Origin of the sequence: Bacillus sp. FJAT-45037, assembly GCF_002797325.1 — a bacterium.
Lineage (GTDB): Bacteria > Bacillota > Bacilli > Bacillales > Bacillaceae_D > Alkalihalophilus.
This window is the reverse complement of sequence record NZ_KZ454938.1, coordinates 2,532,393-2,555,464: the sequence shown is the minus strand read 5'-3', so window position 1 is coordinate 2,555,464 and position 23,072 is coordinate 2,532,393. Positions and strand designations below refer to the sequence as shown.

Sequence of the window (23,072 nt, the reverse complement as noted above, 5' to 3'; positions counted from 1 at the left end):
GAAGGAACGGAGGAGGAACAAACATGAAGAAGCAACCAAAAATTGAGTATACAGGTCCACTAACAGGCGTAGAAGAATTTTCCTTAGAGCTTTCAGGTGATTCGACGCAAGAGGCCATTCAAAAAATGTGGGAAAGCGCGACCGAAGAGAACGAGCATATTAGTTGTCGAAATCAGAAAAATAAGTAATAATGACGTTGTTTCATATAATGGGAGAGGAGTGTTTTCGCATGTTAGTCACTTTTTATCACTATCCGAAATGTGGAACGTGTCGCAAAGCAAAAAAATGGTTAGAGGAACATGGTGCCGAGATTAAAGACATACATATCGTTGAAGAACCCCCATCAAAAGTTGAATTAGAAGCTCTTTACAAAAAGAGTGGCCTCGAGTTAAAGAAATTCTTTAATACGAGTGGACAAAAATATCGTGAATTAGGTTTAAAGGATAAGCTCGGCGATATGTCAGAAGATGAGAAGCTTGAATTATTAGCTTCTGATGGCATGTTGATCAAGCGTCCGATCACAACCGATGGCAATCAAGTTACGGTTGGATTTAAAGAAGATCAGTTCGAACAAACATGGAAATAAGGATATGCATGAAATGTTTGGCGTAAACGTTTAGTTTATGACTGAAAAAAGGTATAATAATGTGAGAATGTACCAAATTGATGGAGGGATTTTCAAATGAGCACAAATTTACCAAAAGAACTGAAGTATTCAGAAGAACATGAGTGGGTAAAAGTTGAAGGAGAGAAAGTCCGTATCGGTATTACACACTTTGCTCAATCAGAGCTAGGAGACATCGTATTCGTTGAGCTTCCAGAAGTTGGAGATGACATTGAAGCTGACGAACCTTTCGGAAGCGTAGAGTCGGTTAAAACTGTATCAGAACTTTATGCACCAATTAGCGGTAAAGTCGTTGAAATTAATGAAGAGCTTGATGATTCTCCTGAATTTGTAAACGAATCACCATATGAGAAAGCATGGATGATTGTTGTTGAACCGTCTGACAAATCACAAGTGGACAAGCTAATGTCTGATAAAGACTATGCTGAAATGATTAGTGAAGATTAATGTAACGTAGAGAAGGAGGGAATTCCCTCCTTCTCTTTCTTTTCCCTCGGTTAAAAGCATGGGTAGAGCGAACACTATACCTACACCATACGTTTGGAGGGATGAGGTATGGATCTAATTAAAGCAGATGTGACGAGTCAAGTGAAAGGCAAATATGAAAATGGTAATATGAACCTGTATGTTGACGATCATCACGTCGGTCAAGTGATTGAAACAGCTACGGGCTTGCAACATACGATGAGTGCAGGCTATGTGTTTGAGGATGACAAAATTTATCGTTATGAAAACAAAGACCCTAATCAAGTAACGTCCTTTGTCGACAGTTGTAAAGAGGGCTGGTGCTAACCGATAGACATGTAACCTTTCGTCAGAAAACTTTGACGAAAGGCTTTTTATTTTTCTGAAAATACCTTATTATTATTTAGGGGTTCGAAATAAAAAGAAGGTGATGGTCGCTGATGACGCAGCTCATTAAGGATTGGACAGGACAACTTACGTCCTATAATCGCAATGTTCGCTTGTTTTTACTTGCTTCGATACTCGCTAATATTGGCATGGGTATCTTTATGGTCATTTATAATTATTACATACGTGAGTTGGGCTATGTTGACGCGGTGAATGGGAAAGTAATCGCGATGCAAGCAACAGCAAGTGCCCTTGCGCTATTACCCGCTGGAATTCTCAGTGATAAAGTAGGACGGAAAAAAGTCATTCTTCTCGGTGCATTGTTTGCTGCAGTTAGTTTGATGCTTCGTGGAATAGTAACAACAGAAGTGTTGTTATTAATGACTGCTTTTATGACTGGTTTATTTATGGCTTTTATTCAAGTATCTTCGATTCCTTTACTTGCTGAAAACTCGACAGAAAAGGAGCGTGTCCACTTATTTAGTTTTAATTTTGCCTTAATCATGGTCGCTAATGTTATCGGGAATGTACTCGGTGGAACGATGTCAGATCTCTTGCATGCGGTCTTCGGGCTTACGATGCTCACAAGTGTTCGAATCGTTTTGCTAATTGGAGCATGTTTATTCTTTCTTGCGTTACTACCCATTTTAAAAATTCAAGAAGAACGAAAAATAAAAAAAGAAAAAACAGGGATTAGTTCTATAGGCAAGTTGCTGACGACTCATCGTTCTAGCTTAAAAGTGATTGGCTTATTCGCTGTCGCTAACTTATTAATTGGCTTTGGTTCTGGTCTTGTCATTCCTTATTTAAATCTGTATTTTACCGATCGTTTTGATGTTAGTTATTCTTTAGTTGGGATTATCCTCTCACTTGGTCAGGCGATGACAGCGGTCGCGTTGATGATTGGTCCTACAGTTGTCCGGAAGGTGGGGGAAGTAAGAGCTGTCGTCTATTTACAGCTCGCCTCCTTGCCTTTTCTCCTCCTCACGGCTTACACAGAGGTCTTATGGGTCGCGGTGATTGGCTTCTTATTTAGGCAAGCGTTAATGAATGCAGGAAACCCTATTCAAATGGCACTTATGATGAGAAAAGTAGATGATTCGATGAAAGGCTTGGCGAATTCAGTTGGTCAAATGGTCTTTCAGCTTGGTTGGGCGGTTATGGGGCCTGTATCGACCACATTGGTGATGGTCTACGGTTCCTACTATGGCTATGCCTATGTGTTCACGATTACAGCCACTCTTTATTTGATTGGGGCGATCTATTTTTATGTGGTGTTTCGAGAGAGAAAGCCTTCGGATAAATCTTCTGAGAATATTTCTGTTTAAAAATGTTGACAGAAAAAATAGACTCATGCTATGATTCACTCATGAAAAAAACGAACGGACAACTGTATAATCTCTTATCAAGAGAGGTGGAGGGACTGGCCCGATGAAACCCAGCAACCACTAAATCTAACAAGATTTAGAAGGTGCTAATTCCTGCAGAGCGTATGCTTTGATAGATGAGAAGGTATATTGAACACAAACCTTTCTGCTCATCTTTATGCAGAAAGGTTTTTTCTATTTTGAATAGTTGTCACGTAATCAATAAAAGTGTTAGCAATGTACACTTTCAACCCTTTAGTGCGGTATTTGGGTGAAGATGCTAGACAAGAAAGAAAGTGGGGATTCATATGATCTCGTTACGAGCGATTCGTAAACGATTCGAAACAAGGAATGGCCCTGTGCACGCTGTTGATGGAGTCGATCTGACGATTGGGGAAGGCGAAATTTTTGGTGTGATTGGCTATAGTGGAGCAGGTAAAAGTACGTTAATTCGTATGTTAAATATGCTAGAACGTCCAACAGAAGGAGATGTCATTGTCGCAGGAAAACAGTTGTCGACCTTGTCAACGAAAGAGTTACGTAAAGCTCGCCAGGAAATCGGAATGATTTTTCAGCACTTTAATCTTCTGTGGTCACGCACGGTTCGTGAAAACATTGCATTCCCGCTTGAAATTGCAGGAGTTGCAAAAAAAGATCGAGAGACGCGAGTGAACGAACTGATTGAGCTTGTAGGATTAGAAGGTCGCGGAGAGAGTTATCCGTCTCAGTTAAGTGGGGGGCAAAAGCAGCGAGTAGGAATTGCTCGTGCTCTTGCAAACAATCCGAAAGTTTTATTATGTGATGAAGCAACTTCAGCACTAGACCCGAAAACGACCGATTCGATTCTCGACTTACTCGTAGACATTAACAAGAAGTTAGGGCTCACGATTGTCTTGATTACGCATGAGATGCATGTGATTCGAAAGATTTGTCATCAAGTAGCTGTGATGGATGCGGGGAAAGTGGTTGAACAAGGGCCTGTCTTAGAGGTGTTCCGAAAACCAAAAGAACAAATGACGAAAGAATTCGTTAAACAAATTACCGAGCCAGAAGAAACAACGGATGCTAGTAAGCAAATGTTAGTTGATTATCCTGAAGGTCAGATTGTTCAACTGACGTTTGTCGGGGAAGAAACAGAAAGTCCGCTTATCACTCAAATTATTCGTACGTTTGATATTGAAGTAAACATTGTACAAGGGAAGATTACAAAAATTCATGAAGGTTCATATGGAACATTGTTTGTGGCTTTAAATGGTGACAAACAAGAGATTGAACGTGCGATTGAATTTATCCGAGAGAAAAAAGTGGAAGTGGAGGTGATCACATATGCCTGATCAATTCCTTGGCGATGTAAGATGGGATCGCTTGTGGGATGCCACAGTGGAGACCATTTATATGACATCCATCTCCGTTCTAGCAACGTTCATCATAGGTATTATTTTAGGGTTAGTGTTGTATCTGACAAGTAAAGGCCACATGTGGGAAAATTACTTAGTGAACCGTGTGACGGGGTTTGTTGTCAATGTGTTTAGGTCTATTCCATTTATTATTTTAATTGTCTTATTAATTCCGTTCACTAGAGCATTAACAGGATCTATGCTGGGGGCTAACGCGGCTTTACCAGCTTTAATAATTGGCGCCGCTCCTTTCTATGCTCGTATGGTAGAAATTGCGCTTAGAGAGATCGATAAAGGTGTAATCGAAGCGTCACAATCAATGGGCGCGAGCAATTGGACGATCATTCGTAAAGTGTTGATTCCTGAATCGATGCCAGCTTTAATCTCAGGTATCACAGTCACGGCGATTGCCTTAGTCAGTTACACGGCGATGGCAGGCGTGATCGGTGCAGGTGGACTTGGTCACTATGCCTACCTTGAAGGGTTCCAGCGCAACAACAGTCAAATTACTTTAGTAGCAACGATTGCCATTCTATTGGTCGTCTTTTTGATCCAATGGTTTGGTGATTATTTTACAAATAAAACAGATAAACGATAAGGGGAGAAATGAAAATGAAGAAATTTTTAAGTGTCATTGCAGCTGCAGCACTATCTGTATCACTCGTTGCTTGTGGAGGAGCAGAAGAGGAAACGTCAGAAGAAAATGTAGACGGTGGGTCATCAAGTGAAGAAAACTCGACATTAGTCGTTGGGGCTTCTGCCGTACCACATGCTGAAATTCTTGAAGAAGCGCAAAGCTTACTTGCTGAAGAAGGCATTGATTTAGAAATCGAAGTATTCCAAGATTACATTTTACCTAACCATGCATTACGTGACGAGGAAATTGATGCAAACTACTTCCAAACACCTGGATATTTAGCAATGCAAATCGATGAAAATGGTTATGATTTTGAGAGCGTTGGAGCTGTTCATGCAGAGCCAATCGGCGTCTACTCAAAAGAATATGCGACTTTAGATGAACTTCCAGAAGGTGCAACCATCATTATGAGCAACTCGATTAGTGACCATGGACGTATCTTACCGATTTTTGAACGTGCAGGATTAATCGAACTTGATGTGGAAGAAGGTCAACTAGCAACAATTGATGATATTTCTTCAAACCCAAAGGACCTACAATTCGGTTCAACTCAAGTAGAAGCTCGCATGCTTGCTCCGTCATTTGAGAGCGGCGAAGGAGATGCGGTTGTCATTAATACGAACTATGCACTTGAAGGTGGAGTAGATATCGATCAATACGGAATTGCGTTTGAGCATGAAGATGTTCTTCAACCAAACTTAATCGTTGTCCGTTCTGAAGATCAAGAGCGTCCTGAAATTCTAAAATTAAAAGAAATTCTTCAATCACAACAAATCCAAGACTTCATCAATGAGCGATACGATGGAGCGGTTATTCCATTAACCGACCAATAATTGATTTAAAAGAGTACCTTCGTGGTGCTCTTTTTTTGTATAAAGGAAAAGTAATCCACAGATACTACCCTTGAACTAGAATTAATTCGAGGAGGGAATTGGAATGGATCAAGAGCAACAACAATCAGGTGCCATTGAAATGGCGTTACTTGATTATAAAGAAGGCTTAGGCCACTTTGCAGAGAAAATGCCAGACATCGCGAAAAAATATAATGACTTTACTGAGGCTTGTTTTGCGAAGGGGAAGCTGACACAAAAAGAAAAACAAATGATTGCACTAGGAATTAGTGTGTTTTCCCAAGATGAATATTGCATTATTTATCATACAAAAGGGTGTCTAGACCAGGGATGTACAGAAGAAGAGATCTTAGAAGCAGTCGGTGTCACTGCCGCATTTGGTGGTGGAGCAGCGATGAGTCAAGCTGTTACATTGGTTCAAGAAGCATTGACTGAGCTTGGTGGAAATGGAAATAAATCGAAAAATTAATATGGGACTACTAGAAAAACGTCGCTATCAAGAGGTATTCTACTGTAAAGTTTTCTGACAATACTATAGGTGTACTGAATCCCGATAAAGGAACCTCAGCCTCTTTTTTGCGCTTTGTTCAATTAAAGCGTTCATGGTATGATTAGTCCATCAGAAGAGAAGGGATTGATTCATTATCCAATCATTAGACGCTGCGTATACGAGCGATATGGAAAAAGCAATGCATTCTGCACATGGAGTAGGTTACCAGGAGTATAATCGTAATCTCGATAAGAGAATGGAAATTGAGAAAGCTCGCGACGAGGAATACAAGCGCTGCAATGAAATGGTCAAAGAATTCAATCAACATCACGCGTAAGATATTTATTTTAGAAAAGAGAAGAGGGGGGTGCCGTCAACTGGTGCCACCCTCTTTGTGTATAGAGAGATGTATTATAATGAAGTAAGTTGTTTAGGTTGATTATACTCAAGCAGTCTTGTTACCTTGAACTTATCTTGGATTTGTTATAAGATTGTAATGAGAATAGATTGAGAATAATTCGAGATAATTCGAAATCAAAGTGCTTTTTTAAAAAGCGAGATAATTTGGAGGTCATAGAGATGTCAGTACCATTCTTAAAGATCGAGAACTTACACGTTTCAATTGAAGGTAAGGAAATTCTTAAAGGCTTCAGTATTGAAGTTAACGGTGGAGAAATCCACGCTATCATGGGACCAAACGGAACAGGTAAATCAACTCTAGCGTCAGCTATTATGGGTCACCCTAAATATGAAATCACAAGTGGATCTGTCACGATGAAAGGTGAAGATGTTCTTAGTATGGAAGTAGACGAGCGTGCAAAAGCAGGTCTTTTCCTAGCTATGCAGTATCCTTCAGAAATCAGCGGGATTACAAACGCAGACTTCTTACGCTCTGCAATCAATGCAGGACGTGAAGAGGGTGACGAAATCTCATTGATGAAGTTTATTCGTAAACTAGATGAGAAAATGGATCTTCTTGAAATGGATCAACAATTTGCACAACGTTATTTAAATGAAGGCTTCTCAGGCGGAGAGAAAAAACGTAATGAGATTCTTCAACTAATGATGCTTGAGCCAAAGCTTGCGGTCCTTGATGAAATTGATTCAGGTTTAGATATCGATGCACTTAAAGTTGTATCAAAAGGTATTAATGCGATGCGTAGCTCTGAGTTTGGTTGCCTAATCATCACTCACTACCAACGTCTACTTGACTACATCACGCCTGATAAAGTACACGTAATGATGCAAGGACGTATTGTGAAGTCTGGTGGTTCTGAATTAGCTAAGCGTCTTGAAGCAGAAGGTTACGACTGGATTAAAGAAGAACTTGGCATTGAAGACGAGCGTGTAAACCAAGAAGCTTAATTCACGTGTAACATAACGTTCAAGTACAATAGCGAATGAACGAATCAACAGTAAAGGGTGGATATGTATGTCAATCGAGACAAAAGTAACGTTCGATATAGAACAAATTCAAGCATTCTCGGATGGACGCAATGAACCAACTTGGTTTAAAGACATCCGTGTAAAAGGAGCAGAGCTTGCAACGACGCTTGCTCTTCCAAAACCAGATAAAACGAAGATCGATAAATGGAACTTCACCGCAGGTAACCATGAGCTAGCTACTGTTTCAACTGTAGATAGTGTGGCGTCACTGCCTGAGGCAATGCGCAACCTTGTTGGGGAAGAAGAGAAAGTAAAAACGCTTCTTGCTCAGCAAGATGGCTCTACTGTTTATTCTAAGCTTTCTCAAGAACTAGAAGATAAAGGTGTTATTTTTACAGATATTACGACGGCTTTAACTAAGCACGAAGACCTTGTAAAGAAATACCTTTTCGGTGAGGCTGTGCAAGTTGATGAGAATCGTTTAACAGCTCTTCATGCTGCATGTGTAAACGGAGGAGCATTTATCTATGTTCCACGTAATGTAGAATTAGACGTTCCACTACAAGCTATATTTGCCATCGGTGCAAAAGATGCTGGATTATACAACCATGTCATCATCGTGGCTGAAGAGAATAGTTCAGTCACTTATGTTGAAAACTATGTATCTCTAACAGAAGAAGCTGCTACGGCAAACATTATTGCTGAAGTATATGTAGCTGCAGGTGCGAAAGTTGCATTCGGTGCTGTAGATAATCTTTCGAGCAATGTGACAACCTACGTTGTTCGTCGTGGACATGTAGACCGTGATGCTCGTCTAGAGTGGGCACTTGGTCAAATGAACGACGGAAACACTGTATCTGAGAACACAACACATTTAGTAGGTGACGGTTCTTGGACAGATACAAAAACCGTGACGATTGGTCGCGGAAACCAGAAACAAAACTTTACAACACAGATCTTCCATCACGGGAAGCGTTCTGAGGGTTACATTTTAAAGCATGGTGTTATGCGTGATTCAGCAACAACGATCTTTAACGGAATTACGAAGATCGAACATGGTGCAACAAAATCAAATGGTGAGCAAACCGAACGCATTTTAATGCTTAGTGAAAAATCACGCGGAGATGCGAACCCAATTCTTCTAATCGATGAAGATGATGTAACAGCAGGTCACGCAGCTTCTGTAGGACGTATTGATCCTCTTCAAATGTTCTACCTAATGAGCCGTGGTATTGCGCGTAAGGAAGCAGAAAGACTTGTTATTCATGGATTCTTAGCTCCTGTTGTGACGCAATTACCAATCGAGTCAGTAAAAGAGCAAATGCGTGAGGCGATTGAAAGGAAAGTTCTGTAATGAATGTTACTGAGATCAAGAAGTTATTTCCGATCCTCAACCAAGAAGTGAACGGACATCCTCTGGTCTACTTAGATAGTGCAGCGACTTCTCAGAAGCCTTTATCTGTCATTGAGAAGGTCAGTGATTATTATCGCCGTTATAATTCTAATGTGCACCGTGGTGTTCATACACTAGGAACAATGGCGACAGATGAGTACGAAGGAGCGCGCGAGAAAGTTCGTTCGTTCCTCCATGCAAAAAGCACAGAAGAAATCATCTTTACCCGTGGAACAACAACCGCATTAAACCTTGTGGCAGGAAGCTATGCTCGTGCGAATCTTTCAGAGGGCGATGAGATTGTCATCACACCAATGGAACACCACAGTAATATCATTCCTTGGCAGCAAGTAGCTCGTGTAACGGGTGCCACTTTAACGTACTTACCGCTTCAAGCGGACGGAACGATTGACCTGAAAGACGTTGAAGAAACAATCAGTGAAAAAACGAAGATTGTTTCTGTCATGCAAGTGTCAAATGTTCTCGGTACGATTAATCCGGTGAAAGAAATTGCCGAGATCGCACATCGACACGGAGCGATCATGGTCGTCGATGGTGCGCAAAGTGCTCCTCATATGAAAGTGGACGTACAAGATCTTGATTGTGATTTCTTTGCTTTTTCTGGTCATAAGATGGGTGCTCCGACAGGTATTGGTGCTCTTTACGGAAAAAAAGAGTTGCTAACCAACATGGAACCGATTGAGTTTGGCGGCGAGATGATTGATTTTGTTGGCTTACAAGATTCAACATGGAAAGAGCTTCCTTGGAAATTCGAAGGTGGCACACCGATTATTGCGGGAGCCATCGGTTTAGGGGCAGCTATTGATTTTCTTAATGACATCGGTCTAGATGACATTGAAAAGCATGAGCATGAATTAGCTCAGTACGCATTAGAGCGTCTTTCTGAGATCGATGGAATGACGCTCTTTGGACCGAAGCACCGTGCTGGACTTGTCACATTCAACTTGGATGATGTTCATCCTCACGATGTAGCAACGGTTCTTGATGCAGAGGGCATTGCTGTTCGAGCTGGGCATCACTGTGCTCAACCTTTAATGAAGTGGCTGAACGCGACAGCAACAGCACGTGCTAGCTTCTATTTGTATAATACAAAAGAAGAGATCGATTTCCTAGCCGAGAGCTTAGTAAAAACAAAGGAGTACTTTGGCGATGTCTTTTAATAACCTTGATACCTTGTATCGACAGGTAATTATGGATCATTATAAAAATCCACGAAATCGTGGCGAAATTGACGGTGATACGCTCACTGTCAATATGAATAACCCGACATGTGGAGATCGTATACAGATTCAAATGAAGCTCGAAGATGACCGCATATCCGCTGCGAAGTTTGTAGGAGAGGGCTGCTCGATCAGCCTCGCTTCTGCTTCAATGATGACGCAAGCGGTCAAAGGCTTAACGGCTGAAGAAGCGATGGCTATGAGTGAGATCTTCTCAAGCATGATGTTAGGTAAGGAATATGATGAAGATCGTTTTGATTTAGGTGATATTGAAGCTCTTCAAGGAGTTTCAAAGTTTCCAGCGCGTATCAAGTGTGCAACATTAGCTTGGAAAGCAATGGAAAAAGGCCTAAACGAATAGAATAAACGCTCGCGCGGATCATAATATTTAATTAAAATTTGTGCGAGCGTAAATCTAAGGAGGTTTCCGAAATGGCTAAAAAAATGCCTGAAATCGGTGAATACAAATACGGGTTCTCGGATCGCGATGTCTCAATCTTCCGTTCAAAACGTGGCTTAACTCGTGAGATCGTAGAAGAAATTTCACGTATGAAAAGCGAACCACAATGGATGCTTGATTTCCGTTTGAAGTCGTTAGAGCAATTTTACAAAATGCCAATGCCTCAATGGGGTGGCGACCTTACTGATCTAAACTTTGATGAGATCACGTACTATGTTAAGCCTTCTGAGAAATCAGAGAAGTCTTGGGATGAAGTACCTGAAGAAATCAAGAACACGTTTGATAAGTTAGGGATTCCAGAAGCAGAGCAAAAGTATCTTGCAGGGGTATCGGCTCAGTACGAATCAGAAGTTGTGTACCACAGCATGAAAGAAGAGCTTACTGAACAAGGAATTCTTTTCACGGATACAGATAATGCTCTTCGTGAACATGAAGAAATTTTCAGAGAGCATTTTGGTACGATTATTCCTCCGACAGATAACAAGTTCGCAGCGTTAAACTCTGCGGTTTGGTCTGGTGGATCGTTTATCTACGTACCTAAAGGTGTTAAATCAGATACGCCACTACAAGCTTATTTCCGTATTAACTCTGAGAACATGGGTCAATTTGAACGTACATTAATCATTGCGGACGAAGATAGCTCCGTACACTATGTTGAAGGGTGTACAGCGCCAGTTTATTCAACGAACTCACTTCATAGTGCGGTTGTTGAGATCATTGTTAAAAAGAATGCTTACTGTCGTTATACAACGATCCAAAACTGGGCTCCAAACATCTTTAACCTTGTAACGAAGCGTGCGGTTGCAGATGCTGGTGCGACAATGGAATGGGTTGATGGTAACATCGGTTCAAAATTAACAATGAAATATCCAGCTGTTGTGATGCGTGGGGAAGGCGCAAAAGGTACCATCCTTTCGATCGCGATTGCAGGTAAAGGTCAACATCAAGATGCAGGAGCTAAAGTTCATCATTTAGCGCCTAATTGTTCATCAACGATCGTTTCAAAATCGATCTCAAAACATGGCGGTAAAGTAACGTACCGTGGAATTTGTAACTTCGGTCGCAAATCTGAAGGGTCAAAATCTAAGATTGAGTGTGATACGTTGATTATGGATAACAAATCAACGTCTGATACGATCCCATACAATGAAATCCTAAATAACAACATCACTCTTGAGCATGAAGCGACGGTTTCAAAAGTATCTGAAGATCAACTCTTCTACTTAATGAGCCGTGGGATTTCTGAGCAAGAAGCAACAGAGATGATTGTAATGGGCTTCATCGAACCATTTACAAAAGAACTTCCAATGGAATATGCGGTTGAGATGAATCGTCTCATTAAGTTCGAAATGGAAGGTTCTATCGGGTAATGTCTTGTTAGAACGACAGAAAAGCGAGTCCAATGTGGATTCGCTTTTCTTTTCTACATAAAAAAATAACCAACCTTACATGATTGGATCTTCTACATAAAGGAAAGGTGAGTTCGTTGATAACAATTGGATTAGCAGGGTGGGGAGATCATGATGACTTATATGAAGGCATACCAGGTCATATGAAATTACAAACATATGCCAGTCATTTTCCTATTGTTGAACTCGATGCTTCGTTTTATGCTGTACAACCCTTGCGCAATATGGAAAAATGGGCCCGTGAAACGCCAAGTAATTTTCAATTTATTGTTAAGGCGTACCAAGGAATGACGGGTCACCAGAAAGGGTATGCGCCTTTTGAGTCAAGAGAGGAAATGTTTGATGCGTTCTTAGCTTCTCTGGTCCCACTTATCGAGTCCAATAAGCTTGCTATGGTGCTCGTTCAATTTCCACCTTGGTTTGATTGCAAAAAAGAGCATGTGATGTATGTTCGGTATGTCAAAGAAAAGTTGCTATCAGTCCCTGCTGCCTTGGAGTTTCGCAATCAAACTTGGTTTACACCTGAGACGCGAGAACGAACTCTTTCCTTTATGGAAGAAGAACAATGGATTCACAGCATATGTGATGAACCGGATGCGGGTGTTGGATCGATTCCTACGGTGGTACATGCCACGCACAGAGAGAAAACGCTCATCCGTCTTCACGGCCGCAATCGTTATGGCTGGAATGATCCTGGGAACGGATCGTGGCGTGATGTTCGTTACCTGTATGAATACAAGAAACATGAGTTAAAAGAGTGGGAAGGGTATCTTAGGCAGCTTGAGAAAGAGACAAAGCAGATTTATATGATTTTTAATAATAACTCTGGTGGTCATGCGGCTCAAAGTGCCAAAGATATGATTTCATTACTCGGGATCGAATACATAGGGCTCGCCCCTAGACAACTCGATTTATTTTCGGAATAATAGTAGTAAAGGAAGTGTCTGCTTCATGGAGTGGGGAATCCTCGTTTTAGTTGGCTTACTTGCAGGGACGATAGGCAGTCTACTCGGATTGGGTGGTGGGATTATTGTCGTACCAGCACTTCTACTTCTAAGTAGTTCTGTCGGTATATTAGCAGGAATCACTCCGCAAGTGGCGGTTGGTACGTCTTTATTAATTATGATCTTCACAGGATTATCCTCGACGTTCGCTTACGTTAAACAAGGAAAAGTGGATTACAGAAGTGGATTCCTCTTTTTTATGGGGAGCGGACCTGGAGCGTTAGTTGGTGTTTGGCTGAACCGCTTTTTAGAAGTCGAACCGTTTATGATTTATTTTGGCTTATTTATGCTTGTTGTAGCAGCAATTTTAACAATCAGACCTTATTTGAAACCGAGGCCGCTATCTAATCGAGCGATGACGTATGTCTATAATGATGACAAAGGTCAGAAAAATGTGTATGGTTATCGTCCGGTTGTAGCGATAATGATCGCAGCGATGGTGGGGATATTGTCGGGGTTATTTGGAATCGGCGGAGGATCTTTAATGGTCCCTGCGATGATTATCCTTTTTCATTTCCCTGCACATCTAGCGATTGCGACATCAATGTTTATGATCTTACTTTCGGCGATGTTAAGTTCAATTTCTCATATTTTACTCGGGAATGTGAACTGGCTCTATGCACTAGCCCTTATTCCAGGGGCTTATATTGGTGGAATCGTAGGAGCTGCGATTAACAAACGTTTATCAAGCACGGCCTTACTTATCATTCTTCGTCTGTTTTTAGTGCTAGCTGCGTTACGATTAATTTATCAAGGCGTTAATGGGAATTAGAGAGGAGTTAAGGATGTCGATAGAGAGAGTGACATTATTTCATACAAATGATATTCATAGCGGGTTTGAAACTTGGTCTAAGATCGTTGCCTACATCAAGGATCACCGCGATAAAAATACGATTTATGTTGATATTGGTGATCACGCTGATCGAAGTCATGTGATGACAGAAGCGACATCAGGTAAAGGGAATATCCAATTGTTAAACGAAGCAACTGTTGATTATGCAACGATAGGGAATAATGAAGGCATTACGTTTTCTCATGAAGATCTACATACATTATATGATGAGGCGAATTTTTCGGTGCTCATTTCCAATTTGTATACAACTGAAGGAGAGCGTCCCAAGTGGCTAAAGCCTTACACAATCCATACAACAGCCAATGGGATCAAGATCGCTCTTATTGGGGCTACAGCGCCTTTTAAACAGTTTTACAAGCAATTAGATTGGGAGGTTATTTCTCCAATTGATGCGATCAAAAGCTATGTCAGTGAGCTGCGTAGTGAAGTCGATGTTATTGTTGTGATGTCGCACTTAGGGTTATTTCGTGATGAAGAACTAGCGGAAAAAGTCGAAGGGATTGACGTGATTCTTGGCGCGCATACCCATCATGTGCTGGAAAAAGGAAAGCGTCGTTACGGAACACTGATTGCACAAGCTGGTAAGCACGGTGCCTATCTTGGACAAGTAACGATCGATGTTGATATCGATTCACGAACAGTGGTTGCTAATGAGGCGCTATTACTCGACCCTAGTCTGATGTTGAAAGAAGATCAGGGAACGAAGGACCTGTTGGAGAATTTAACAGAAAAATCGAACCTAGCTTTAGCGAATGAGGTTGCGACGATTCCTTTTCCACTCGAGGTATCATGGCAAGAACAGTCGGACGCCACGCAACTATTATGTGATGCGTTGACTGAGTGGTGTGACGAAGAGCTCGGGATGATGAACGCGGGTGTGCTCTTACAGTCATTTCAAAAAGGACCGATTACGAAACGAGACATCCACCAGTCTTGTCCACATCCGATTAACCCATGTGTCGTAAAGATCACAGGAGAGCAATTGCATAAAACGATCCTTCGGGCTTATACATCAGAGATGCGTACGCTCGCACTGAAAGGCTTTGGGTTCCGTGGAAAGATTTTAGGTCGGATGATGTTTACTGGAATTGATGTCGAGCTTGATAAAAATGAACAAGTGTTAGATATTTTGGTTAAAGGAAGAAGCATTGAATTTCAGAAGGAATACACGTTGGCGACGCTAGATATGTACACATTCGGACATCTTTACCCTGAGGTTGCTGATTCAGAATATAAGAAGTATTTCATGCCAGAACTCCTTCGTGATATCTTGGCATGGAAGCTAGGACAAATTTGGGCATAAGTCTGTTCACCCATTCTCTTTTCAAGTCATATCGTAATAATGTAGAACGATGACTGGATGAAAAGGAGTGGATAGAGATGCTTGAGATGAACCCGATCACGATAGAGGGTGAGACGTTTATCGCTGTCACGTTAAAATTACCGAAAACAAATTTTATGGCGGTGACCAATGATGTTGGTTATATTATGTGTGGAGCGCTTGACGTCGCCTTATTAAATGCAAAATTAAAAGACCGTAAGATTGTCGCAGGACGCGCAGTCGGGGTGCGTACGATCGAACAATTGCTAGAAGCCCCACTGGAGTCTGTCACGCTTGAAGCGAATGCACTCGGCATTATAACAGGGATGAAGGGCAAGGATGCTTTACTTAAAATGAAATACGAATAGATTAGGGCCTTTGAAGAAGCAGTTTAGGAATAGATGGCCTCTTCAAGGCTATTTCTTTTGCCATCTGGGGACAAGCTTAAATTAGAAACACTGTATTTTATATGGTTTTGATGCGTCATACTTTTTCACTCATTCCTAAAAATCGGCACAAAATATTCCATTCTTCCCTTCTATTAAGGCTGGGAGTACGTTACACTTTTAATAAAATAAAGTTCATAATTGAGATTAGGTGAAGTGGATGCGATTAGTGACGGTGAAAAGTGTAGAGCCTGGAGTGAGGCTAGGTAGAGATATATATAGCGACAATGGTCAGATACTTCTTTACAAAGGAGCTGTCTTAACCGATCGTTTACTTGATAGATTAATTGATGTCGGTGTCTTTTTTATCTATATTGAAGATCAGTTGACTGAGGATATTTTGGTGGACTCAGTCATTAGAGAAGAGACAAAGCAACGCGCTCTACAATCAATTAAACATGAATTTAAAACGATTAGTGAACAAGCGACCTTAAATAAAACAATGAACCTGGACCATGTTAGTAAAAGTTTTTCATCGATTGTCGATTCAATTTTAGAAGATATTCAAGGGAATACGGACGCGCTCGGAATGCTGTCTGATACATATATTTATGATAATTATATTTTTACGCACTCGTTAAATGTAACAATATATTCCCTCGGCTTGGCAGTGAAGCTTGGCTTTTCTAGAAAACAACTTCAAGAAATTGGTCTTGGCGCCTTACTCCATGATGTGGGGAAAGTGGCGATTCCTGTTGAAGTATTAAACAAGCCTGGTCGACTAGAGAAAGAAGAGTTTGATTTGGTGAAAACACATGCTAGGGCAGGGTTTGATTTGTTGCGAGACATCCCTAACATCCCACTTCTAGCTGCTCATTGTGCCTTTCAACATCATGAACGTCTTGATGGAAATGGCTACCCGCGCGGATTAAGCGCAGATCTCATTCATCCGTATGCCAAAATTATCGGCATTGCCGATGTGTTTGATGCTGTGACATCTCATCGTGTCTACCGCAAGCCGATGCTTCCGCATGAAGGATTAGAGTTGCTTTATGCTGGTGCCGATCGCTTATTTGATAAAAAATTAATTGAAGCATTTAGAGAGACGATCTCAATTTACCCCGTCGGTCTCACTGTAAAACTGAATGATGGCCGTTTAGGGATTGTTGTGAAACAAAATAGAAATATGAGCACGCATCCTGTCATCCGTATTTTTAAGGAGAATGGACGGAAGGTGGATAGTCCGTATGACATTGATCTAATGGAGAATATTAATACAACGATCGTGGAAACTGAAGCGACATTAGCTAGTTGCATAAAGTAAGAGGAGTGATTGGAATGAAACAATATTTAGAGTTATGTCAACATGTGCTCACAAATGGAGAAACAAAATCTGATCGAACAGGGACAGGAACGATTAGCACATTTGGCTATCAAATGCGCTTTGATTTGCAAAAAGGTTTCCCAGCCATCACCACAAAAAAGCTACATCTACGTTCAATTATCCATGAAGTCCTTTGGTTTTTAAAAGGTGAGACCAATATAGCGTATTTACAAGAAAACGGCGTTCGAATTTGGAATGAATGGGCTGATGAGTCAGGTGATCTTGGTCCTATATACGGTAAACAGTGGCGTTCGTGGGAAGGTGCAAATGGAAAGGTCATCGATCAGATTAGTGATGTGATTGATCAGATAAAGAACAATCCTGATTCAAGAAGAATGATCGTAAGTGCGTGGAATCCAGCTGAAATCGATGAGATGGCGCTAGCGCCGTGTCATTGTTTGTTTCAATTTTACGTCAACGATGGAAAGCTATCGTGTCAATTGTACCAACGGAGTGCAGACATTTTCCTAGGGGTGCCTTTCAATATTTCCTCATATGCACTTCTAACGATGATGATTGCGCAAGTAACAGATCTTGAGCCTGGAGAGTTTGTTCATACGTTTGGAGATGCACATATTTACTCGAATCATGTGGAGCAAGTGAAGCTTCAACTTACAAGAGAGCCAAGAGCTTTGCCGAAGATGAACATCAATCCAAGTGTCGATTCGATCTTTGACTTTACGATTGAAGACTTTGAACTAACAGAGTATGATCCGCATCCACATATTAAAGGTGAGGTCTCGGTATGATTTCCTACATAGTAGCAATGGATCAAGAGCGCGCGATTGGAAAAGACAATGATTTGCCGTGGCACTTACCTGCTGATCTGGCTCACTTTAAACGAATTACAATGGGGCATACGATTGTGATGGGACGTAAAACATATGAATCGATTGGACGTCCGTTACCGAAACGTAGGAATGTCATTTTAACTAGAGATGAACAATATGAAGCAGAAGGCTGTGACATTCTTCATCAAGCGGATGAGGTGTTAACACTTGCCGAAAAAGAAGAGGAATTTTTTATTATCGGTGGGGCAGAGCTGTTTACGCACTTTTGGAATCAAGTCGATCGCCTTTACGTGACGCATATTGAGGAAACATTTGGAGGAGACACCTTCTTCCCTGAAATTGATCAATCGAAATGGAAACTTATCCACAAAGAATCAGGAACGATTGATGCGAAAAATCGTTATCCACATTCTTTCTGTACGTATGAGAGAAAAAGTCACATTATCTAATGAAAATAGCAGGCAAACTGTCCACCCCCTTTGCATATAGATTAAGCAAAGGGGGTTTTCATCATGAGATTCGGGAAGCCATCGAGACCCCGGAAAGGTCCGTTACCCTTTCGGTATGTGCTGCTCTTATCCTTTTTAATCTTTGTTGTCCTTACTGTGCAAGGATTGTGGATCATTGAGAAGGGAGTTAGGCCAACACTTGTCCACATTGCTACATCAGAAGCGAAAAAGATCGCACGTGAAGCGATCAATGATGCGGTCTCCAAAAAAATTGCTGATTCGCTAGATGTGAATGATATTTTATTAATGGAACGAGATAGCGAGGGGCAAGTTACAACGATCCAATTTAACACTCAAGTATATAATCGTGTTCTATCGGAAACGACTGGTCGTGCGCAACGCTATTTACGAGCGGTTGAACAAGGGAGGGCGTATGATATGACGATCGCTGATCATATTGACCTCGACCACACAGACCAAAATGAGTTCACTCAAGATGGCCAAGGCAGTATCATTTACACGATCCCACTCGGTCAAGCGACAAACAATGCATTACTTGCTCATTTAGGTCCCCAAGTGCCCGTTCGGTTCTCCGCAATCGGAGATGTACAATCGACACTTAGTTATGATATTGAGCGAGCAGGAATCAATAGTTCATGGCTGTTCCTTAATGTAGACATGGAGGTCGATGTGAAGATTGTCATTCCATTTGCGACCAAAACAGAAGCTGTGAAAACAACGTTTCCTGTTGGGAATGTGTATGTACAAGGAAAAGTGCCTGATGTATTCTCTGATGGAGGGGGAGTTATTATCCCATCAGACACCCCAACATCAGGTGGAGGAAATTAACATTGTCAACTATGAAAAACTATGATAAGATAATTCGGCAAACTTAATATTATGAGTTGCCTCATCAACATGGTGGGGTAGAGGCGCAAATGCAAGGAGTACACACTTGGAGGATGACAACGGAGAAAAGTGTGAAAAGGTTCATTTGCCGAAGTGGGAGATTGAAGTCAAACGTTTTCTGCTGGGGTTGCACTGAAGAAGTGTAACACTGTCACAGCTATCTTGCTGTGGAGGACTACTGTTGTGATGGGGATACCAGTGCTTATTAAAGGCAATAATGGGTGACCATTACTGTCTTTTTTTATACCCTCATGTCTGAGTGGTATAAGAGACAACCCTATATCAACAAACTAAATAAAAGGGGGATGAACCGAATGGAAGGTTCAATATTATCTTTACTTCCTCCAGTGTTAGCACTTGTCATGGTTATGTTAACGAGACGAGTTCTGCTATCATTAGGGGTCGGAATTATTGTCGGTGCACTGATGCTAAATGGATACAATCCAGTAGACAGTGTAGCTGAAATTGTAACAATCGTATCAGGTATTTTTGTCGTAGATGGTGCGATCAATGATTGGGAACTTTATATTATCTTTTTCCTACTTTTACTTGGAATGATGGCTGCACTAGTGACACGTTCTGGTGGTAGTCGTGCGTTTGGAGAATGGGCCATGAAGCGTGTGAAAACGCGTGTTGGTGCGCAGATGGTCACTGTTATTTTAGGTATTTTAATCTTTATTGATGATTATTTTAACAGTTTAACCGTGGGAAATGTTAGTCGCCCGTTAACGGATCGTCATCGTGTTTCTCGTGCGAAGCTTGCCTATTTAGTCGACTCAACAGCCGCTCCGATGTGTGTGATTGCACCTGTATCAAGCTGGGGTGCTTACATCATCACGATTATTGCCGGTATCCTTGCCACACATGGAGTAACGCAATATGAAGGCTTGCAAGCATTCATGTTAATGGTGCCAATGAATATTTATGCTCTTGTAGCTATTGGTCTGGTGTTAGCGGTAGTGATCTTTAAGCTTGATTTTGGTCCGATGCGCGTACATGAAGAGCGTGCCGTCAGAACTGGCGAACTTGTTAACCCAGAATCAGGTGCGATTCCTGGAGACCAAGAGGACCTAAAAGTGAGTGATAAAGGACGTGTTGGTGATCTGGTATGGCCAATCGTCGCTCTTGTTGTCGGGACGATCGCATTTATGATTATTACAGGTATTCAAGCAAGTGAAGGAAATGCAACGATTCTTTCTACGTTTGAAAACACAGATGTCGCCACAGCATTATTGTACGGTGGAATCATTGGTTTTGCTGTCGCACTTCTTTTAAACATCGTTAAGAAAACAGCAGCAAAAGATCTTGGTGTAACGATCTGGGCTGGGATTAAGTCGATGCTTCCAGCGATTTATATTTTATTATTCGCTTGGACAATTATCTCGATCATTAGTGATCTTGGAACGGGACAATATTTAGCTTCATTAGTAGATGGAAACATTCATCCGATGTTCTTACCAGCGATCTTATTCTTAATTGCCGGATTTGCAGCATTCTCGACGGGAACATCTTGGGGAACATTTGGACTTATTCTTCCGATTGCTGGTGAAATTGCAGCGGTCATTGATGTCACAATGATGTTACCAATGCTTGCAGCGGTTCTTGCGGGAGCGATTTTCGGGGATCATTGTTCACCGATTTCTGATACAACGATTCTCTCCTCCACTGGAGCCGGAAGCCATCATATCGATCACGTGGTCACACAGCTTCCGTATGCAATCGTAGCAGCGGTGATTACATTAATTTCTTATGTCGTATTAGGTGCGACAGGCAGTGTCATTTTAAGTTTAATTGCAGCATTTGCTCTACTCGCTGTGACCGTTCTTATTTTGAAAAAGCTATCGACTCCTGTTGATGCATAATGAAGTAGGCTTCTATCATGGATAGGAGCCTTTTCTTCATGCTTTTTACCTATAGAGTTGATGCAGAAGATAAAGTGGTATGACCTTTTCCTCAAATATACTTTGACAAAAAACAATCGGAACATTATAATAAAAAAATGAATAGTCAGATAATTTTAATAATAAAAAATCAGTTTAGGTAACTGAATTGATGCGTTGACGCACTAAAATACTTATTTTTCAAAATGAAATGTTTTTAACAAAGTATTGTAGTGTAGATTCTATTTGTTCAATTATCTGAATATTATGAAGAGAAAAACATCCTAAGTAGAGAGAGGAGTTATCGACAATGGCTAGAGAACAATGGGGGACAAGAGCAGGATTTATTTTAGCGGCAATTGGATCGGCTGTCGGTTTAGGAAACATATGGCGTTTCCCGTATGTAGCTTATGAAAATGGAGGGGGCGCGTTCTTTTTACCTTATCTTTTTGCACTATTAACTGCGGGTATACCGTTACTTATTTTAGAATTTACATTAGGTCATAAATATCGCGGATCAGCTCCATTATCGTACGCAAGATTAAACAAGAAAGCAGAATGGATTGGGTGGTGGCAAGTGGCGATTGCCTTTGTCATCTCGACATACTACGCGGTCATTATTGCTTGGGCGATTGCGTACACGTATTTTGCATTTAATCAAAGTTGGGGAGAAGACACAGGTGGGTTCTTGATGGGAGAGTATTTGCAACGAATTGACCTATCTGGTGGTGCAATTGGTGATGTAGGTTCTCTTGTACCTGGAGTCTTTATACCGTTATTAGTTGTATGGGCAGTGACATTAGGTGTTCTCTTTAAAGGGGTTAAGCGAGGGATTGAAGTAGCTAACCGAATTTTTATTCCTTTACTCGTTGTGATGTTCTTATTAATTGTTATTCGTGCATTAACATTAGAAGGGGCAGTAGTTGGTTTAGATGCATTCTTTAAACCGAACTGGAGTGAAATCATGTCACCAGGTGTGTGGGTGGCTGCCTATGGACAGATCTTCTTCAGTTTATCGATAGCCTTTGCGATCATGATCACTTATTCAAGTTATCTTCCGAAAAAAGCGGATATTAACAATAACGCATTTATTACTGGTTTCAGTAACTCGAGTTTTGAGCTACTAGCTGGTATTGGGGTGTTTGCAGCCCTTGGATTTATGGCGACAGCATCTGGCGTGGGCGTAGAGGAAGTAGCAAGTGCGGGAATTGGGTTAGCGTTCGTCGTTTTCCCAGAGATCATTAACACGTTCCCTGGATTCAATGGATTCTTCGGAGTGTTGTTCTTCGGGTCCCTTGTTCTTGCGGGCCTTTCGTCTCTCATCTCAATTGTTGAAACCTTTGTATCAGGGATTCAAGATAAATTTAAGTTATCACGTGCGAAAGCCGTTGCATTTGGTGGTGGATTCTCAGCTGTTCTTTCTTTACTGTTTGCGACTCAAGGTGGTCTATTCTTCTTAGACACAGCTGATTATTTCATTAACCAATTTGGTGTTGCCTTAGCGGGTCTTGTCTCAGTTATTGCCGTTTCATGGTTTATTCGTAAGCTTCCTGAGTTGCAAGGTCATGCCAATGCAGTGTCAGACTTTAAAACAGGTCTATGGTGGAAAGTTTGTTTAAGTATTATTACACCAATTGTTTTAGGGTATATGGCGATTCAGAACACGATCACAAACATTACAACGAACTATGAAGAATATCCAACATCGCTTGTTGTAAGTTGGGGTTGGGGAGTAGCAATTGGTGCGATCGTTATTGGATTTGTTCTTGCCGCATTTAAATGGCAAAATAATGATCTCGATGTACCAGGAGAATCTAAAGATAAAGGAGTTGAGCTATAATGAGTGCAAGTGCAGTAGTAATGATGGTCATTGGAATCTTGATTATCTGGGGTGGGATGGCATTAAGTATTACAAACGCAGTCAGAGTGGCTAAACAGAAAAAAGCTTCTTAAATAAAGAAAGGAGTCAGCAATCAAATGCTGGCTC

General features: G+C 41.2%; 25 protein-coding genes and 2 riboswitches. All 25 genes read left to right on the top strand.

What is annotated here, in order from left to right:
* Positions 1-23: 23 nt before the first annotated feature.
* The 25 genes from CDZ88_RS17475 to CDZ88_RS12930 all read left to right on the top strand — a co-directional run bounded on the left by CDZ88_RS17475 (position 24) and on the right by CDZ88_RS12930 (position 23,038).
* The gene (locus CDZ88_RS17475) at positions 24-188 is read left to right on the top strand and encodes a hypothetical protein (RefSeq protein ID WP_157796553.1); all 165 of its coding nucleotides are present in this window, start codon (positions 24-26) and stop codon (positions 186-188) included.
* 41 nt (positions 189-229) lie between these two features.
* Positions 230-586, top strand: a complete 357-nt coding sequence (locus CDZ88_RS13045) for an arsenate reductase family protein (protein WP_100373964.1) — start codon at positions 230-232, stop codon at positions 584-586.
* Between the two features lie 96 nt (positions 587-682).
* Positions 683-1,072 (top strand): glycine cleavage system protein GcvH, encoded by a 390-nt coding sequence (gene gcvH, locus CDZ88_RS13040; RefSeq protein ID WP_100373963.1) that lies wholly within the window; start codon positions 683-685, stop codon positions 1,070-1,072.
* 108 nt (positions 1,073-1,180) lie between these two features.
* Positions 1,181-1,417: a YusG family protein gene (locus CDZ88_RS13035; RefSeq protein ID WP_100373962.1), complete on the top strand. Its 237-nt coding sequence runs from the start codon at positions 1,181-1,183 to the stop codon at positions 1,415-1,417.
* 113 nt (positions 1,418-1,530) lie between these two features.
* Positions 1,531-2,805 carry an MFS transporter gene (locus tag CDZ88_RS13030; RefSeq protein ID WP_100373961.1) on the top strand — a complete coding sequence of 425 codons (1,275 nt, stop codon included), beginning with the start codon at positions 1,531-1,533 and terminating at the stop codon, positions 2,803-2,805.
* A 71-nt stretch (positions 2,806-2,876) separates the two neighbouring features.
* A riboswitch (SAM riboswitch) is annotated at positions 2,877-2,988 on the top strand.
* 164 nt (positions 2,989-3,152) lie between these two features.
* Positions 3,153-4,178, top strand: coding sequence for a methionine ABC transporter ATP-binding protein (locus tag CDZ88_RS13025; protein WP_100373960.1), 1,026 nt, complete (start codon positions 3,153-3,155; stop codon positions 4,176-4,178).
* Positions 4,171-4,839, top strand: a complete 669-nt coding sequence (locus CDZ88_RS13020) for a methionine ABC transporter permease (RefSeq protein ID WP_100373959.1) — start codon at positions 4,171-4,173, stop codon at positions 4,837-4,839. The genes CDZ88_RS13025 and CDZ88_RS13020 overlap by 8 nt, the downstream gene beginning before the upstream one ends.
* 14 nt (positions 4,840-4,853) lie before the next feature.
* Positions 4,854-5,711 carry a MetQ/NlpA family ABC transporter substrate-binding protein gene (locus CDZ88_RS13015; RefSeq protein WP_100373958.1) on the top strand — a complete coding sequence of 286 codons (858 nt, stop codon included), beginning with the start codon at positions 4,854-4,856 and terminating at the stop codon, positions 5,709-5,711.
* Positions 5,712-5,814: 103 nt separating this feature from the next.
* On the top strand, positions 5,815-6,198 hold the full coding sequence (locus CDZ88_RS13010) for a carboxymuconolactone decarboxylase family protein (protein ID WP_100373957.1): 384 nt from the start codon (positions 5,815-5,817) through the stop codon (positions 6,196-6,198).
* Positions 6,199-6,798: 600 nt separating this feature from the next.
* Entirely contained in the window at positions 6,799-7,584 is a 786-nt protein-coding gene (gene sufC / locus CDZ88_RS13005) for a Fe-S cluster assembly ATPase SufC (RefSeq protein WP_100373956.1), read from the top strand.
* A 67-nt stretch (positions 7,585-7,651) separates the two neighbouring features.
* The gene (gene sufD, locus CDZ88_RS13000) at positions 7,652-8,959 is read left to right on the top strand and encodes a Fe-S cluster assembly protein SufD (RefSeq protein ID WP_100373955.1); all 1,308 of its coding nucleotides are present in this window, start codon (positions 7,652-7,654) and stop codon (positions 8,957-8,959) included.
* The gene (locus CDZ88_RS12995) at positions 8,959-10,179 is read left to right on the top strand and encodes a cysteine desulfurase (protein ID WP_100373954.1); all 1,221 of its coding nucleotides are present in this window, start codon (positions 8,959-8,961) and stop codon (positions 10,177-10,179) included. Before sufD ends, CDZ88_RS12995 begins: the two co-directional genes overlap by 1 nt.
* Complete coding sequence (gene sufU, locus CDZ88_RS12990) at positions 10,169-10,600, top strand: Fe-S cluster assembly sulfur transfer protein SufU (protein WP_100373953.1); 432 nt, start codon at positions 10,169-10,171, stop codon at positions 10,598-10,600. Before CDZ88_RS12995 ends, sufU begins: the two co-directional genes overlap by 11 nt.
* Before the next feature lie 71 nt (positions 10,601-10,671).
* A complete protein-coding gene (sufB, locus tag CDZ88_RS12985) occupies positions 10,672-12,069 on the top strand; it encodes a Fe-S cluster assembly protein SufB (RefSeq protein ID WP_100373952.1) in 1,398 nt (465 codons plus the stop codon).
* 116 nt (positions 12,070-12,185) lie between these two features.
* Entirely contained in the window at positions 12,186-13,034 is an 849-nt protein-coding gene (locus tag CDZ88_RS12980) for a DUF72 domain-containing protein (protein ID WP_100373951.1), read from the top strand.
* A gap of 25 nt (positions 13,035-13,059) precedes the next feature.
* Positions 13,060-13,884, top strand: a complete 825-nt coding sequence (locus CDZ88_RS12975; RefSeq protein WP_100373950.1) for a sulfite exporter TauE/SafE family protein — start codon at positions 13,060-13,062, stop codon at positions 13,882-13,884.
* Between the two features lie 13 nt (positions 13,885-13,897).
* Positions 13,898-15,268, top strand: coding sequence for a bifunctional metallophosphatase/5'-nucleotidase (locus CDZ88_RS12970; RefSeq protein ID WP_100373949.1), 1,371 nt, complete (start codon positions 13,898-13,900; stop codon positions 15,266-15,268).
* Positions 15,269-15,345: 77 nt separating this feature from the next.
* Complete coding sequence (locus CDZ88_RS12965; RefSeq protein WP_100373948.1) at positions 15,346-15,654, top strand: YunC family protein; 309 nt, start codon at positions 15,346-15,348, stop codon at positions 15,652-15,654.
* 238 nt (positions 15,655-15,892) lie between these two features.
* The gene (locus tag CDZ88_RS12960) at positions 15,893-16,996 is read left to right on the top strand and encodes an HD-GYP domain-containing protein (protein WP_100373947.1); all 1,104 of its coding nucleotides are present in this window, start codon (positions 15,893-15,895) and stop codon (positions 16,994-16,996) included.
* A gap of 14 nt (positions 16,997-17,010) precedes the next feature.
* A complete protein-coding gene (locus CDZ88_RS12955) occupies positions 17,011-17,805 on the top strand; it encodes a thymidylate synthase (RefSeq protein ID WP_100373946.1) in 795 nt (264 codons plus the stop codon).
* On the top strand, positions 17,802-18,296 hold the full coding sequence (locus CDZ88_RS12950; RefSeq protein ID WP_100373945.1) for a dihydrofolate reductase: 495 nt from the start codon (positions 17,802-17,804) through the stop codon (positions 18,294-18,296). The genes CDZ88_RS12955 and CDZ88_RS12950 overlap by 4 nt, the downstream gene beginning before the upstream one ends.
* 63 nt (positions 18,297-18,359) lie before the next feature.
* Positions 18,360-19,145, top strand: a complete 786-nt coding sequence (gene yunB / locus CDZ88_RS12945; protein ID WP_100373944.1) for a sporulation protein YunB — start codon at positions 18,360-18,362, stop codon at positions 19,143-19,145.
* Positions 19,146-19,215: 70 nt separating this feature from the next.
* A riboswitch (Lysine riboswitch) is annotated at positions 19,216-19,391 on the top strand.
* A gap of 128 nt (positions 19,392-19,519) precedes the next feature.
* A complete protein-coding gene (locus tag CDZ88_RS12940) occupies positions 19,520-21,067 on the top strand; it encodes a Na+/H+ antiporter NhaC family protein (RefSeq protein WP_100373943.1) in 1,548 nt (515 codons plus the stop codon).
* A 328-nt stretch (positions 21,068-21,395) separates the two neighbouring features.
* The gene (locus tag CDZ88_RS12935; protein ID WP_100373942.1) at positions 21,396-22,925 is read left to right on the top strand and encodes a sodium-dependent transporter; all 1,530 of its coding nucleotides are present in this window, start codon (positions 21,396-21,398) and stop codon (positions 22,923-22,925) included.
* Positions 22,925-23,038, top strand: a complete 114-nt coding sequence (locus tag CDZ88_RS12930) for a methionine/alanine import family NSS transporter small subunit (RefSeq protein ID WP_100373941.1) — start codon at positions 22,925-22,927, stop codon at positions 23,036-23,038. Before CDZ88_RS12935 ends, CDZ88_RS12930 begins: the two co-directional genes overlap by 1 nt.
* Positions 23,039-23,072: the final 34 nt, after the last annotated feature.

Excerpts from the sequence above, each read along its gene's own strand:
- CDZ88_RS17475 (WP_157796553.1), top strand. The coding sequence starts at position 24 with ATGAAGAAGCAACCAAAAATTGAGTATACAGGTCCACTAACAGGCGTA.
- CDZ88_RS13045 (WP_100373964.1), top strand. The coding sequence starts at position 230 with ATGTTAGTCACTTTTTATCACTATCCGAAATGTGGAACGTGTCGCAAA.
- gcvH (WP_100373963.1), top strand. The coding sequence starts at position 683 with ATGAGCACAAATTTACCAAAAGAACTGAAGTATTCAGAAGAACATGAG.
- CDZ88_RS13035 (WP_100373962.1), top strand. The coding sequence starts at position 1,181 with ATGGATCTAATTAAAGCAGATGTGACGAGTCAAGTGAAAGGCAAATAT.
- CDZ88_RS13030 (WP_100373961.1), top strand. The coding sequence starts at position 1,531 with ATGACGCAGCTCATTAAGGATTGGACAGGACAACTTACGTCCTATAAT.
- CDZ88_RS13025 (WP_100373960.1), top strand. The coding sequence starts at position 3,153 with ATGATCTCGTTACGAGCGATTCGTAAACGATTCGAAACAAGGAATGGC.
- CDZ88_RS13020 (WP_100373959.1), top strand. The coding sequence starts at position 4,171 with ATGCCTGATCAATTCCTTGGCGATGTAAGATGGGATCGCTTGTGGGAT.
- CDZ88_RS13015 (WP_100373958.1), top strand. The coding sequence starts at position 4,854 with ATGAAGAAATTTTTAAGTGTCATTGCAGCTGCAGCACTATCTGTATCA.
- CDZ88_RS13010 (WP_100373957.1), top strand. The coding sequence starts at position 5,815 with ATGGATCAAGAGCAACAACAATCAGGTGCCATTGAAATGGCGTTACTT.
- sufC (WP_100373956.1), top strand. The coding sequence starts at position 6,799 with ATGTCAGTACCATTCTTAAAGATCGAGAACTTACACGTTTCAATTGAA.
- sufD (WP_100373955.1), top strand. The coding sequence starts at position 7,652 with ATGTCAATCGAGACAAAAGTAACGTTCGATATAGAACAAATTCAAGCA.
- CDZ88_RS12995 (WP_100373954.1), top strand. The coding sequence starts at position 8,959 with ATGAATGTTACTGAGATCAAGAAGTTATTTCCGATCCTCAACCAAGAA.
- sufU (WP_100373953.1), top strand. The coding sequence starts at position 10,169 with ATGTCTTTTAATAACCTTGATACCTTGTATCGACAGGTAATTATGGAT.
- sufB (WP_100373952.1), top strand. The coding sequence starts at position 10,672 with ATGGCTAAAAAAATGCCTGAAATCGGTGAATACAAATACGGGTTCTCG.
- CDZ88_RS12975 (WP_100373950.1), top strand. The coding sequence starts at position 13,060 with ATGGAGTGGGGAATCCTCGTTTTAGTTGGCTTACTTGCAGGGACGATA.
- CDZ88_RS12970 (WP_100373949.1), top strand. The coding sequence starts at position 13,898 with ATGTCGATAGAGAGAGTGACATTATTTCATACAAATGATATTCATAGC.
- CDZ88_RS12965 (WP_100373948.1), top strand. The coding sequence starts at position 15,346 with ATGCTTGAGATGAACCCGATCACGATAGAGGGTGAGACGTTTATCGCT.
- CDZ88_RS12960 (WP_100373947.1), top strand. The coding sequence starts at position 15,893 with ATGCGATTAGTGACGGTGAAAAGTGTAGAGCCTGGAGTGAGGCTAGGT.
- CDZ88_RS12955 (WP_100373946.1), top strand. The coding sequence starts at position 17,011 with ATGAAACAATATTTAGAGTTATGTCAACATGTGCTCACAAATGGAGAA.
- CDZ88_RS12950 (WP_100373945.1), top strand. The coding sequence starts at position 17,802 with ATGATTTCCTACATAGTAGCAATGGATCAAGAGCGCGCGATTGGAAAA.
- yunB (WP_100373944.1), top strand. The coding sequence starts at position 18,360 with ATGAGATTCGGGAAGCCATCGAGACCCCGGAAAGGTCCGTTACCCTTT.
- CDZ88_RS12940 (WP_100373943.1), top strand. The coding sequence starts at position 19,520 with ATGGAAGGTTCAATATTATCTTTACTTCCTCCAGTGTTAGCACTTGTC.
- CDZ88_RS12935 (WP_100373942.1), top strand. The coding sequence starts at position 21,396 with ATGGCTAGAGAACAATGGGGGACAAGAGCAGGATTTATTTTAGCGGCA.
- CDZ88_RS12930 (WP_100373941.1), top strand. The coding sequence starts at position 22,925 with ATGAGTGCAAGTGCAGTAGTAATGATGGTCATTGGAATCTTGATTATC.